Origin of the sequence: Dyella flagellata (assembly GCF_030160275.1) — a bacterium.
Classification (GTDB): Bacteria; Pseudomonadota; Gammaproteobacteria; order Xanthomonadales; family Rhodanobacteraceae; genus Dyella_B; species Dyella_B flagellata.
Window position 1 is genome coordinate 242,560 of record NZ_BSOA01000049.1, and the last position, 12,943, is coordinate 255,502.

Annotated in this window: 13 protein-coding genes; 8 read left to right on the forward strand and 5 right to left on the reverse strand. The window is 61.7% G+C overall.

Annotated features, from left to right (window positions below; translation table 11 throughout):
- Positions 1-149: 149 nt before the first annotated feature.
- Positions 150-899: a cysteine hydrolase family protein gene (locus QQJ96_RS21280; RefSeq protein ID WP_284334026.1), complete on the reverse strand. Its 750-nt coding sequence runs from the start codon at positions 897-899 to the stop codon at positions 150-152.
- 343 nt (positions 900-1,242) lie between these two features.
- Here QQJ96_RS21280 and QQJ96_RS21285 point away from each other — a divergent pair, with 343 nt between their 5' ends.
- Positions 1,243-2,019, forward strand: a complete 777-nt coding sequence (locus tag QQJ96_RS21285; RefSeq protein ID WP_284334027.1) for a ferredoxin--NADP reductase — start codon at positions 1,243-1,245, stop codon at positions 2,017-2,019.
- Positions 2,020-2,078: 59 nt separating this feature from the next.
- On the opposite strand, the gene QQJ96_RS21290 is transcribed toward QQJ96_RS21285, so the two are convergent.
- The gene (locus QQJ96_RS21290) at positions 2,079-2,729 is read right to left on the reverse strand and encodes an RIO1 family regulatory kinase/ATPase domain-containing protein (RefSeq protein WP_284334028.1); all 651 of its coding nucleotides are present in this window, start codon (positions 2,727-2,729) and stop codon (positions 2,079-2,081) included.
- A gap of 101 nt (positions 2,730-2,830) precedes the next feature.
- Between QQJ96_RS21290 and QQJ96_RS21295 the strand changes: the two genes are divergently transcribed.
- Both QQJ96_RS21295 and QQJ96_RS21300 read left to right on the forward strand, forming a co-directional pair.
- Positions 2,831-3,316 carry a DUF456 domain-containing protein gene (locus QQJ96_RS21295; protein ID WP_284334055.1) on the forward strand — a complete coding sequence of 162 codons (486 nt, stop codon included), beginning with the start codon at positions 2,831-2,833 and terminating at the stop codon, positions 3,314-3,316.
- An 80-nt stretch (positions 3,317-3,396) separates the two neighbouring features.
- The gene (locus QQJ96_RS21300; RefSeq protein WP_284334056.1) at positions 3,397-5,166 is read left to right on the forward strand and encodes a DUF885 domain-containing protein; all 1,770 of its coding nucleotides are present in this window, start codon (positions 3,397-3,399) and stop codon (positions 5,164-5,166) included.
- A 241-nt stretch (positions 5,167-5,407) separates the two neighbouring features.
- Here QQJ96_RS21300 and QQJ96_RS21305 read toward each other — a convergent pair whose 3' ends face one another.
- Positions 5,408-6,355 (reverse strand): hypothetical protein, encoded by a 948-nt coding sequence (locus tag QQJ96_RS21305; RefSeq protein ID WP_284334029.1) that lies wholly within the window; start codon positions 6,353-6,355, stop codon positions 5,408-5,410.
- A gap of 548 nt (positions 6,356-6,903) precedes the next feature.
- Here QQJ96_RS21305 and QQJ96_RS21310 point away from each other — a divergent pair.
- Positions 6,904-7,554, forward strand: a complete 651-nt coding sequence (locus QQJ96_RS21310) for an energy transducer TonB (RefSeq protein WP_284334030.1) — start codon at positions 6,904-6,906, stop codon at positions 7,552-7,554.
- Positions 7,555-7,636: 82 nt separating this feature from the next.
- On the opposite strand, the gene QQJ96_RS21315 is transcribed toward QQJ96_RS21310, so the two are convergent.
- On the reverse strand, positions 7,637-7,921 hold the full coding sequence (locus tag QQJ96_RS21315; protein ID WP_284334031.1) for a hypothetical protein: 285 nt from the start codon (positions 7,919-7,921) through the stop codon (positions 7,637-7,639).
- Positions 7,922-8,154: 233 nt separating this feature from the next.
- On the opposite strand from QQJ96_RS21315, the gene QQJ96_RS21320 reads away from it, so the two are divergent.
- The 3 genes from QQJ96_RS21320 (at position 8,155) to cls (ending at position 11,676) form a co-directional block, all read left to right on the forward strand.
- Positions 8,155-8,733: a cysteine dioxygenase gene (locus QQJ96_RS21320; protein ID WP_284334032.1), complete on the forward strand. Its 579-nt coding sequence runs from the start codon at positions 8,155-8,157 to the stop codon at positions 8,731-8,733.
- Positions 8,734-8,772: 39 nt separating this feature from the next.
- Positions 8,773-10,140, forward strand: coding sequence for an FAD/NAD(P)-binding protein (locus tag QQJ96_RS21325; RefSeq protein ID WP_284334033.1), 1,368 nt, complete (start codon positions 8,773-8,775; stop codon positions 10,138-10,140).
- Between the two features lie 117 nt (positions 10,141-10,257).
- Complete coding sequence (gene cls / locus QQJ96_RS21330; RefSeq protein WP_284334034.1) at positions 10,258-11,676, forward strand: cardiolipin synthase; 1,419 nt, start codon at positions 10,258-10,260, stop codon at positions 11,674-11,676.
- A 94-nt stretch (positions 11,677-11,770) separates the two neighbouring features.
- Here the strand turns inward: cls and QQJ96_RS21335 are convergent, their stop codons facing one another.
- Positions 11,771-12,154, reverse strand: coding sequence for a hypothetical protein (locus QQJ96_RS21335; protein ID WP_284334035.1), 384 nt, complete (start codon positions 12,152-12,154; stop codon positions 11,771-11,773).
- Positions 12,155-12,239: 85 nt separating this feature from the next.
- Here QQJ96_RS21335 and pncA point away from each other — a divergent pair, with 85 nt between their 5' ends.
- Positions 12,240-12,875 carry a bifunctional nicotinamidase/pyrazinamidase gene (gene pncA, locus QQJ96_RS21340; RefSeq protein ID WP_284334036.1) on the forward strand — a complete coding sequence of 212 codons (636 nt, stop codon included), beginning with the start codon at positions 12,240-12,242 and terminating at the stop codon, positions 12,873-12,875.
- The last annotated feature ends 68 nt before the right edge of the window (positions 12,876-12,943 follow it).

A 12,943-nucleotide genomic window follows, 5' to 3' on the forward strand; every position in this document is an offset into this window, starting at 1 on the left:
GGCGCCATTTTAACCGGATAGCCCAGTCGCAAACTTTTCCGACAACCTTTTTAACCCCCACCGAAGGGTGGAAGACCCGCGGAAAGCCGCCAGCGTCGAAAGCGCTACGGAACCCGCCAATACGGGTGGCGGAACTCTGGCTTTCAAGTTCATCTTGACCGTCTCGACAGGGGTTCCGCCCCAACGACCTGACTACGCAACAAGTCTCCGAGCCGTTCGTTGCTCATCCCTATTCCAAGCTTTCCGTCCATGTACTTCCAACTTATTTCATGATGCGTCTTGTCATGCGACGAGATGCAATCGCCGGCCAGTATCACTTCGTAATCACGCTGGTAGGCATCGACAACGGTCGTGCGTATACAAGCATGCGTGTTTATCCCGGCAACGATCAGCCGGGTACAACCTATTCTGGATAGAAAAGTATCCAGCACCGTGCCAAAGAAGGCGCTGTAGCGCTTCTTCACCACGACAAGGTCCTGCACTTGCGCATCCAGTTCAGGCAACAGCATTGCGCCGGGCGTGCCCGCGATCACAATAGATATGCGGCCCCTTTTCACTTCCAGCGAAGCGTCGCTTAGATCCGGCAAAAACTCCTGCTTGACCCAAACGATCGGAACCTTCGCAGCCCGGGCCATGGCAATCAGTGCGTTGGTATGAGCTGCGAGGGCGGACCTTTGCCGCACGAGGCCTTCATGGGCAAAAAAATCCACCTGCATGTCGATGATCAACAACACACTCGCCATGTCCCCTCCACGAAAAATGGCTGCCCCGGATGCTTGCTGGTTCTCTAACGGGAAATCCGGATTCCCTATCAAACCACTACAAAAAAGGTCAGAAGCCCCTATCCCATTGCGGGCAGGATCTGCCAAAGCCAACGGCGAACCTGTTGGATATTCCATTGAACAACTCTTCCTGAAGCCAGCGCGCCAAGGCAGGCGCGACCACGCTTCCGGAGCCTAGCCTATTGCCCATCGACGAGCCACGAATGGCGAACCGCTGCGCCCTCTGCCTGGACAGGACCGAACGGTCCCTTCCAGGCAGGGTGTTCCCAGACCTTGTACACGGCCACAAGCCCTCATATGAGAAACCGCTAACACGCGGCTCGGCCAAATCGCGTAATCTAAGGCCCTGCCCGTGGCAAGCACGGCGTTCGCAAGGCAACGGCAACCCCGCCTTCCCCGCGAAAAACCCGCTGTTTCGCACAGCGCATCCCCGTTTTCACAAATTCGAGAAAAACCCATCATGGTGGCCTTGGCGACCGAGCAAGTCATTGACGTTCATCATTGGAACGGCAGCCTTTTCAGCTTCCGCACCACGCGCGACCCCAGCTTCCGTTTCGACAGCGGGCAGTTCGTGATGATCGGCCTGGAAGTGGACGGCCGGCCGCTGATGCGGGCGTATTCGATCGCCAGCGCCAGTTGGGAGGAGCACCTGGAGTTCTTCTCGATCAAGGTGGAGAACGGTCCGCTCACCTCCCGCCTGCAGCACCTGAAGCCGGGCGACAGCGTTACCGTGAGCCGCAAGCCCACCGGCACACTGGTGCTGACCGATCTGAAACCCGGTAAGCACCTGTACCTGCTCGGCACCGGCACGGGCCTGGCGCCGTTCATGAGCATCATCCGCGATCCGGAAACCTACGAGCGTTTCGACAAGATCGTGCTGGCGCACGGCGTGCGCCACATCAGCGACCTGGCCTATTCGGACTATCTGCAGAACGAGCTGCCGCAGCACGAGTACCTCGGCCAATTGGTGCGCGAGAAGCTGATCTATTACCCCACCGTGACGCGCGAACCGTTCCGCAATCGCGGCCGCATGACCGACAACATCGTGGACGGTGCGTTGGCCGCCACCATTGGGCTGCCGGCGCTCAATCCTGAGACCGATCGCGTGATGCTGTGCGGCAGTCCGGCGATGCTAGATGACCTGTGCGCCTTGCTGGATGCGCGCGGGTTCCAGGCTTCACCGCGTACGCGCGAACCCGGGGATTACGTGATCGAGCGGGCGTTTGTTGAGAAGTAGGCTTAGGCTGCAATCCCAGCATGGGGAGCCGCATAGAAAGCTGGGATTAGCATCCCAGCCTACGACCGCACCCTTCCTTTCCCTTCGTTGTCCCAGTACCCGAACACGCGTCGCGCAATCAACTTGTAGAGCCGCTTTCCCGTCGCGCGCCACAACCTCGAATGCAGCGCAGGCGTATTGAGCATTGCCCGCTGACGTGTCGTGAGCGCATGCGCGCAATAGGTACGCTTATGCTTGAGCAGATGGCGCAGGTCTTCGCGCGCCAATAACCGAAACAGACGACCGCGTTTGCCGCGCGTCCAGGCAATCTGGAAATCGACCAGCGCCGGGCGCCCATCTGCGCGCACCAGCCAGTTCGGCTCCTTCGCCAGGTCGTTGTGCACAATGCCATGCCGGTGCAGTTGCGCCAGCAGACGCAAGGCGTCACGGTAGTAGGCAGGATCGCGTGGCTGCGCCTGCTGCATGGGCCGTCCGGCGATGTAGCCGCGCAACAGCTCGCGGCCATTCCATCCCAGCAGCGCCGGCACCCCTTCGACGCCTTGCAGTTTTGCCAGCGCACGCGCTTCGCGCGCCGCGGCGCGATGGGCGAAGGCACTCGCCCACCAGCGGGCCGCACGAATATCGCGTCGGATGCAGGGCACGCCATCGCGCTGGACGATCTCAATGCGCCCCAGTTCGTCGGCCTTCAGCAGGATGGGATGATCTGTCACGTGCCTGTCGATGCGAAACTTTGCAAGCGCCGCCGGGAATGACGGCAGACTATTGTCGCCGATTCGCGGATCAACCGACCAAGGACCCCAGCATGCTGTTCATGGACATAGCGCTGTACGTGCTCGCCATTGCCCTGATCGTGGGCGGCCTGATCGGCGCGGTGCTGCCTACCATCCCGGGCATCCCAATGATCTTCGGCGGCATCTGGCTGGCCGCTGCCCTGGACGACTACCAGCATCTAGGCAGCGTGTGGCTGCTCATTCTCGGCATCCTGTCAGCCATCGGCGTGGCCATGGACTTCGTCTCCGCCTCGTTCGGCGCAAAGCGCGTGGGAGCCAGCTCGCTGGCTATCTGGGGCGCATCGATCGGCACCTTCATCGGCATGTTCCTGGGGCTGCCCGGGCTGATCCTAGGCCCCTTCGTGGGCGCGCTGGTCGGCGAACTCGTTTCCAGCAAAAGCGTGCTGCGTTCGGCCCACGTGAGTATCGGGACTTGGTTGGGTTTGCTGTTCGGGGCGCTGGTGAAGCTGGTGCTGTCGTTGATGATGGTGGGGCTGGCGGCCGGAGTGTGGCTGCTGAACCTGTGACCCATGGCTTTGGAGGCATGTGTCGCGCGCAACTTTGCGAATAAGCTCGCCATTCCAAACCCATAGGGATAGTCATCATGATGAAGAGTCTCGCCTTGGCCGTGGCGATAGCCTTGGTCGCCACCGGATCGGCTTACGCCCAGGATGCCAAATCGCCATCCTGGGTCCAGCGCAGCAATGAAGACGCCAAGCCGCTGCTCGAGGCCCAGGCCAGGTTCAATCCCGAGAACGCCTCGCAAATCGGCCTGCCGGGTTATGACGACAAGGTCAGCGACCTGAAACCGGGTACCGATGAACGCCAGATCGCCGCGCTGCGCGAGGCGAAGAGCAAGCTCGAAACACTGCTCGCAACCGAACGCGATCCCAACGTGCGCCAGGATCTGCAGATCATGATCAAGGCGGCGGCACTCAACATCGAAGGCATCCAGCTGAATGACAAATACATGCTGCCCTACTTCGACGTAGGCCAGCTCGTGTTCAACGGTGAGTTCCCCCTGCTGAAGGACGAGGTCGATGCCAAACGCAGGGCCTATGCGCTCAAGCGCCTGGAATGCTATGTCGGCCAGGCCCCGGGCTGCACCCCCATCACGCAACTGGCCCAGGCAAGAACAGCCGAACGCCTGTCGGACGCGCATTTGCTCGGCCCGTACAAGGGCAGCGTCGATCAGCAGCTGCGTAACACGCAGAGCTATGTACAAGGCATTCGCGAGCTGTTTCAGAAGTACAAGCTCGACGATGCACAGGGCAAGGCTGCGCTCGATGCGCTGGACGCGCAGCTCAAGGAATACGACGCATGGGTGCGCAAAACCATCGTGCCGCACCAGCGCAACGATTTTCGCCTGCCCGAACCGCTGTATGCCTATAACCTCAAGGCCGTCGGCGTCGACATTCCCCCGGCGGACCTGATCAAGCAGGCGCAGCTCGAATTTTCGGAAATCCGCCAGGCCATGCAGATGATGGCGCCGGTGGTGGCCAAGGACGAGGGCATCCAGGCCAGTGATTATCGCGACGTGCTGAAGGCCCTGAAACAGCAGCAGCTTGGCAAGGACGACGTGATGCCCTGGTACCACCAGGTGATCGCCAAGATCGAAGACGTGATCCGCCGCGAACACATCATCACGCTGCCGCAGCGCGAGATGCAGCTGCACCTGGCGTCCGCCGCCGAAACCGCCAACGTGCCTGCGCCGCACATGGATCCCCCGCCGCTCATCAACAACCACGGCGAGCGCGGCACCTTCGTGCTGACCATGGGCAATCCGTCCAGCACCGGCAGCGCTTCGGATAGCTACGACGATTTCACCTACAAGGCCGCCGCGTGGACGCTCACCTCGCACGAAGGACGGCCGGGGCATGAACTGCAATTCTCAGCCATGGTGGAGCGCGGCGTATCGCTGGCGCGCAGTCTGTTCGCCTTCAACAGCGTGAATGTGGAAGGTTGGGCGCTGTATTCCGAAGGGGAAATGCTGCCCTTTGAACCGCCGGCCGGCCAGTTCGGCGCGCTGCAGGCACGCCTGATGCGCTCAGCGCGTGCGTTCCTCGACCCCATGCTCAACCTCGGTCTGATCAGCAAGGAACGAGCGCACGATGTGCTGCGTTATGACGTGGGTTTGTCCGAGGCGCTGACGAGTGAGGAACTGGACCGCTACACCTTCAACAGCCCCGGCCAGGCCACTTCGTATTTCTACGGTTACATGCGCCTGCAGCAGCTGCGTCTGCAGACCGAACTGGCCCTGGGCAAGCAGTTCAACCGCCAGGCCTTCAATGACTTCGTCATCAGCCAAGGCCTGCTGCCGCCGGATCTTATGGAGGAAGCGGTGCGGACCCAGTTCATTCCCGCGCAGAAGAAATGACAACGGGTGATCGGACCTCAATCCCATCCCCCTGAATGTGTGGCAGAACTCACAGCTCCAGCTTCGTGAAGACCACCATCACACAGGCTCCACGATTCACCAAGCTAGCTTCCAGGAACATGACTGCCGCGGATATCGCCTCCCCGATATCCGCTAATCCTGCAACCCCGCTCCCCCGCGGGGTTCTTTTTTTATGGGAAAAAAGCTCCCTCGTCCGGGCGGGGGAGCCGATCCGCCCGCATCAGTAGCGCAAGCTGACGCTGCTGCTGGTGGTGGAAACGTGGTAGCTGCACTGCGGTGAGGTGGAGCCGATCGGGTAGTCCGCCCCCCACGGCGGGCTGGCAATCTTGCCGAAGGCGGTGTTGTAGACCGCTATGCTCGAATACGTCAGGGGCGAACTGGCCGGCAACTGGTTGCAGCTGCTGACACCATAGACCTCCATCACGCCCCCGAATACCCAGCGCAGATTGCCATAGGGACTGGTGCTGAGCGTGGTGCTCTTACCGGTGGTGACGTCCTTGGAGGTAATCGTCCAGGTGCCGCAGCTGTTGGCCGCCTTGCACTGGGTGGTCCCCAGGATGGTGTCGCCCGCATTCACATTGATCGGGCCGCTGTAGTAGGTGGTGCCGCTTACGCAGCAGTTCCAGCTCGACAACGTCCATACCGTGCCGCTGAAAGCGTCATAGCCGAGCACCGGCTGCAAGATGCTCTCCACATTGGGCAGCTGCTCCAGTCCCGGGAAGAAATAGTCGGTCTGGCCCGATTGCTTGGCCGGCGTGCCCGGCACCTTCCAGGTCGCCACGATCTTGCCGATATTGATGGAGCTGGAGTAATTGGCGTCTTCCACCCAGCCGTTGATGGTGGGCTGGCGCAAGGCCACGATCGCCGGCATGAAGAAACTGCCATTGGGTTCTACGCGCGTGCCGTCAAAACGATAGTGCGGCTGCGCACACACCGCCGGCGTGCGCGTCAGGCCGTTGGGCAGCTCGATACTGCCGTCGGCATGCAGGGTTTCACCCTCTTGTACTCGCTGAACACATGAAGGCGAGAAGAAACCGTTTGGTGTCACCACATAGTCGGTCGGCACGCCTTGTGGCCGCAGGCTCGCTTCGAACTCGCTCAGCGCCTTGGGTGCGAACGATTGGCTTGTGCTATCGGCAGCCAACGATACGCCGCACGCTCCCAACATGCTCAAGACCAAGAGCGCGCACACGCTTTTCCAAGCTATCCGTCGTTGCATAAATGGTTTCATGACACGCGTACCCCTCTTCAAGGTGAGTGAACGCGCTCCTTCGCAGACGAAGGGTTTTCCACCGATCGAGGTGAAGCCAAGAAGCACAAGATCCCCGAACCCGAAAGGGTACCCCTACCCTCCCTGTCGCCCCGGCTGGCAGGGCCGGGGCACTTTCAAGGCAAAGCCGTGCATCGGCGGTGAACCAACAGTTGGTTTTTCACGCAGCTTGTACTGGTCACTGCACAAAACCCCAAGGCGGAAAAATCTCACTCATGCATGGGATGCCGCCTGAGGCCGGAGCCGATATTTACGAATTAAAAAAAGCACGAATTCAATAGTGGCCGCCTATAGCTCAGGCAGCCGATTTATCATGCTGTTTGGACGGCTATTGCATAAAGCCGAGATTCAGGCATAGGCTGGAGCCGCATCCACACGATCCCCCCGTGTCCCCACACGGCGTGACGGATGCCTACAACTCACATCGAGAGTCAGGAGGTCGTCCTATGTCGTCCGCAAGCCTGGCAGTCGTTCGTCATGCCCAGCATCCGGATATGGCGCGCATCGCCGCGCTCAGCGCAGCCATCGCCTTCAACCTTGCAGCCTTGGTCTTCGCACTGCGTCCTTTGGCCCCGCAGTTCGCCCAGGTGCTGGAATCGCCCAAAGCCACCATCGTAAGAGTGATCGAGCCACCGCCGCCGCAGCCACCGCCGCCGGTCCTCAAAGTGCAACCCTTGCCGATAGCCGTGCCGCATGTGCCGATCGTGCACGAGCCGCCAAAATCCCCACCCATTGCCGACCCACCCACGACCGAACCGTCCAATAACGTTGTACCCGTTGCGCCGACACCGGTTGCTCCGCCGACAAGCATTGTGCCGGGCGTGGTGTCGTTGGCTTATCGAGCATCGCCATTGCGTTTCCCAACGCAAGCTTTACGCATGCATATGCAAGGCACGGTGATGTTACGCGTGCTGGTGGATGAAACCGGCAAGCCGATCGACGTGGTGATCGAGCACAGCAGCGGCTCCGCACTGTTGGACAAGAGTGCGCGTGAGCAGGTGCTGGCGAGTTGGCTGTTCCAACCAGCCGTCATGGACGGTCACGCGGTCAAGGCGTGGGCGCGCGTGCCCGTCAGCTTCGTGATGCAGCAAATGTAAGGAAAAGAAAACGCGGGTGAGGGAGTAGGGGGAAGGTCCGCACTAAGGCGGTGCCGACGCTATGCCCTGCTCCCTCCTCCGCCTAGCGCGAGACCGGCGTAGCTAACGGCTTGCGTGCAAGATGGACGATCGTCCAGATCAGGCCGAACACCAGCAGTGCCGGCAGCAATACCGGCAGCAGCGACAAGGCGATTACCGGCAACACCAGCAACATCACCAGGCCGCTGATCACGATCCCCAGCGCCCCGGCAAGCAGGCTGAACAAACCGCCGATTAACCCGAAGGTCAGCTTGAAGACGAGGCCCACCAGCGAGCCGACCAGCCACAGCCCACCCACTACCAAGAAAATCACCATCAGTTCGATCATGTCCGTACCTCCGACGTCGTTACGCGCTTGGATGCACATGGCCCGACAAACGTTTAAGGATTTGTCTGCAAGGCGTGCATAGCCGAAATCCTTGCTCGGCCCAGTAATAAGCATAGGCCGAAGCGGCCGGTCTTTCATGCTACGGAAGTCATGCCGGATCGGTCCTGGCCTTACGGCTATTTAACGGTGCGCATGCTCCACTGCGGAGCATTCGAGGTCTGCTCGAGAACCCTATGCGCACCTATCGACACAGTCTCAAAACCTTGCGCGATATTGCGCTCGCCTATTCGCTGGAGAAAAGCCCGGATCTCGCTTCACTGTCCCGCGAACTCGGCGCCATCGTCCATCGCGATGCGCGCAAGCTTGCCGATGGCCTTGCCGATTTGCGCATACGCAATCGCGGCTTCGAACGCTGGCTGCTTGCGCGTCGCGGCCGTCCCGGCGTCAGCGTGCTGGTGATGGCATGGCCGCCCGGCTACAGTTCGCCGTCGCACGATCATGCGGGTTTGTGGGGGATCGAGCTGAGCCTGTATGGCGCGCTCGAAGTGGAATCGTGGTCGCGTGCGTCCACGTCGGAAGCTTGGCAACTGCGCGGACGCGACTGGCTCGGCCCTGGCGATGCAACCTGGTTCGACACGGACCCGCCGTACATGCATCGCTGCCGCAATCTTTCGCGACAAGAGACCGCGCTGACCTTACACGTGTACGGCGGCGACGTGGAAGATTTCGCCGCGTATGAACAGGTTGGCGCAGAGCCGCACTGGCTGAGCTTGCCGCAACGGGCTCGGATTGCCGGTCCGCTGCGCGTCTGACATCAGCAAACGTCCAATCATCCCATCCTAAGGAGTGACATGTTTCGACGCGTCGCCATCATTGGCGGCGGCGCCGCGGGAGCTACGCTACTGAGCGAACTACTGGAGCGTCCCGTATCGCAGCCGCTACACCTGGACTGGTACACCGGCGGCGGCACGCCAGGTCGCGGCATTGCTTACGGTACGCGCTCCGAACGCCACCTGCTGAATGTGCGCGCTGCCTCCATGGGCATGTTCGCCAGCCGGCCCAATGGCTTTCTGGAGCACATGCAAAAACGCGATCCGCGCATTTCCGGCACTGATTTCCTCCCCCGCTGCCGGTATGGCGAATACCTTGAAGCCGAAACCGCCAGTGCGCTCGCGCGCGCCAGGAGCAATGGCCACGACGTGCGTGTCGTGCCATACGAAGTCGACGCGATGGTGCCGGAAAATGATGGCGTCACCCTCTTTCAGGGGGAAACCACCACGCGTGTCGAAGCTGCCGTGCTCGCGCTCGGTACATTGCCGCCGCGCCCGCTTTCGCAAGTGGACGAGGCAACCCTGGCCGGCGGCCGCTACGTTACGCGGCCATGGTCCTTGCTGGCCGAAGCCAAGCCAGATACGCAGGCCTATCACGTCGCGGTGATTGGGCTTGGGCTTACCGCCGTCGATGTGATAGTCGAACTGGCTGCGCTGTGGCCGAATGCGCGATTCACGGGGATCTCTCGCCACGGCTTGCTGCCGGAAGTGCACCAGGCCAACGCAGCGCTGCCGTTCGAGGACAGCGAAGAGCTGATCGAAGCAATGCGCGACGCACCGGACATCCGCACCTGGATGCATCTGTTGCGCGAAGCCATCGGGCATACCGACGACTGGCGCCGTGTGATCGACTGCTTGCGTCCCCGCACCCAGGAACTCTGGCAATTGCTGCCGCTCGCCGACCGCTCGCGTTTCCTGCGCCATGCGCGCTGGGCATGGGAGCGCTCACGCCATCGTTTGCCGCAGCAGGTGGCGCAAGCCATCGCCGCGCTGGAACAGGAAAACCGCTTGCAACGCGTGAGCGCCCATCTGCACGGCGTGACATTGGGCGAGCGCGGCCCGCAATTGCGCATCCTGCCCAAGGGCCAGGGCAAGGAACGTACGCTCGATGCCGACCTGGTCGTGCAATGCGTCGGCCTTGACAATGATATTCGCCGCACGCAACACCCCCTGTTGCAACAGATGGTCACCAATGGCCATATCAAGCCCGATCCCTTCGGCTTGGGTATGCAAGCCACGCCAGATGGCCGCGTGCTGCACGACGGCAGTGCGTGGCCGCGGCTGTTTGCCATCGGCAGCATGCTGCGCGGCAGCTTGTGGGAATCCACCGCCATGCCGGAGATACGGCAGCAGGCGCGGCAGCTGGCGGATCATTTGTTGTCGGACTGACTCCGTCGCTGCGTGGAAATTTCAAATGCCGCCACCCCCTCCCCTGCTTGCAGGGGAGGCAGTTGATTCGGGCACGACCAAAACAACTGCAGGCCCTCTCCCCCAACGCGATCAGGCATGGTCTACTTCACGCCCATGACCCTCGCGCAAATTCTTGCCATGCTCGCTCTCCTGCTGCATGTGGCCGGCATCCTGGCCGCCATGCATGCGGTGATGAATACGCGCACCCCGCAAGGCGCGTTCGCATGGGCGCTGGGCCTGTCGCTGCTGCCTTACTTCACGCTGCTGCCTTACCTGTATCTCGGGCGCAGCCATTTCCAGGGCTACGTTACGCTGCATCGCGTGCATCGCCAGCGATTCTCGCAAGCGTTGCAACGCGGTGAGCACGTCGATGCACCGCCGTCGTGCATCCGCTACACCGCACTGATGCAGATGATGCACGGCACGTTTCACCCCGGACAACAGTTGAAACTGCTGGTCAATGGCGAAGCTGCTTTCGAAGCGATTTTCCAGGCCATCGCGCAGGCCGAGCAATGCATCCTGGTGCAGTTCTTCATCTTCCACGACGATGGACTCGGGCGCCGTATGCAACAGGCCTTGCTTGAACGTGCGGCCGCCGGCGTGCGCGTGTTCATGCTGTTCGACGGCATCGGTAGCCATGCCCTGCCGCGGCACTATGTGGAAACCTTGCGCCAAGGCGGCGTGGCGATCCACCCGTTTGCCACGCGGCGGCGCCCCCATCGCTTCCAGCTCAATTTCCGCAACCATCGCAAGATCGTGGTGGTCGACGGCTGGCTGGGCTTCGTCGGTGGCCTCAATGTCGGCGATGAATACCTAGGCTTGAAGCCGCCACTCTCACCCTGGCGCGACACCCATCTGCAGCTGGCCGGGCCCGCCGTGGACGATTTGCAGCGCAGCTTTGCCGTGGACTGGCACTGGGTAACCGGTGAATTGCCCCCCCTCCTGCCGCCCCGGCCGGCACGAGGCAGTGCGCATACGCTGATCGCAGTCACCGGGCCGGCCGATCTGCAGGAAACCTGCTCGCTGTTTTTCACGGTCGCCATCAACGCCGCGCGCAAACGTTTATGGCTCACCAGCCCCTACTTTGTGCCCGACCAGGCCGTGATGTCCGCGTTGCGCCTGGCGGTAATGCGCGGTGTGGACGTGCGTGTGCTGCTGCCCTCGCGCCCGGATCACCACACCGTGTTTCTTGCTTCCAGCCTGCGCGCGCAGGATGCGATCGAAGCCGGTGTCCGCCTGTATCGCTACCAGCCGGGCTTCATGCATCAGAAGGTAATCCTGATCGACGACGACGCCGCCTGCGTCAGCAGCATGAATCTGGACAACCGTTCGTTTCGACTCAATTTCGAGATCGGCGCTTTGAGCGTGGATCCCGCGTTTGCCCGCGACGTGGAGCAAATGTTGCTGGAAGACTTCGACCAGTCGACGGAGATTACGCGCGAGGAATATCGCAAGGCAGCTTATCCACGGAAACTTGCGATGCATGTGGCGCGCTTGTTTGATCCAATGCTTTAAGCCGGCTGCGCGTAGGCTCGGATGATGATCCCAGCTTGTCATGCGGCATCCCGATGCCGGGATTGACATCCCAGACTACGTATCTGGGGCGTCCTCAATCGCCGCGCAGCGCGCGCCGCCAATCTCCACCGCTCAGTATCCAGCCCAGTCCCGCGCCGACCAGCGCCCCGAGCATCTCCCAGAACACGCGCTGCCCGATGTTGTCCGGATCGTGCACCTGCGCCAGCCGCGCCTTCAGGAACTGAATCGAATTCATGTTCGCGTAGTTGAAATAGATCAGGTCCCACAGGTCGCCGCTGGCGGTAAGCAGCAGGGAAACCAGGAAAGCGATGGCGATCACGCGCAGCGGGCTCCACCCTTGCTTGCGGCCGATGGCGTGGAACACCAGGTACAGCAGCAAGGCCGCGGCCGCGCTGATCGCGCCCGCTTCCAGCCCGCCCACCAGGCCGTAACCCATCCACGATTGGTCGTAGTGCATCTACCGTTTCCGCCTGCCTGCAGTGATCGCTTGCATTATGCCGATGAAGCGCGGTGGAATCTTGCGCCCCCTCCGCGGATCGATCATGCACTCCCAGGCCGCCCTGATCGTCGTCGACATGCAACCGGATTTCATGCCCGGCGGCTCCCTGGCCTGCCATGAAGGGGATGCCATCGTTCCCGGCATCGACCGCTTGCTGCGCAGCCGCTTTTTCAGGCAAGTGGTGGCCACCCAGGACTGGCACCCGCGCGGACATGTTTCCTTCGCCAGCACGCACGCGGGAAAGCGCCCGTTCGAGCAGATCCCGCTTTACGGCCACCCGCAAACCCTGTGGCCGGAGCACTGCGTGCAAACCACGCCCGGGGCTGCACTGCATCCAAGCATCGACTGGTCGGCGGCAGATCTGATTCTGCGCAAGGGTAGCCATCCGGAGGTGGATTCCTATAGCGCCTTTCAGGAGAACTACGGACCGGACGGCCGGCGCCCCAGCACCGGGCTGGCTGGATGGCTGCGGGAGCGTGGCGTGACCGAGGTGTACGCGGCAGGCCTGGCGCGCGATGTTTGCGTGTTGTGGACGGTGCAGGATGCGCTGGCACTGGGATTCCGGGCGCACCTGGTATGGGACCTGACGCGGCCGGTTACACCGGCCAGCGATGGGGCTACTCGGGCGAGGCTGGAGGGGCTGGGGATTGGAATCGTGGAATCATCCCAACTACGGTGAACTACCCCCTCCCCTGCTTGGCACCTGATTAGCGTCGAGTCTCAGCTGGGTTTCGCAAATCCTGCTCG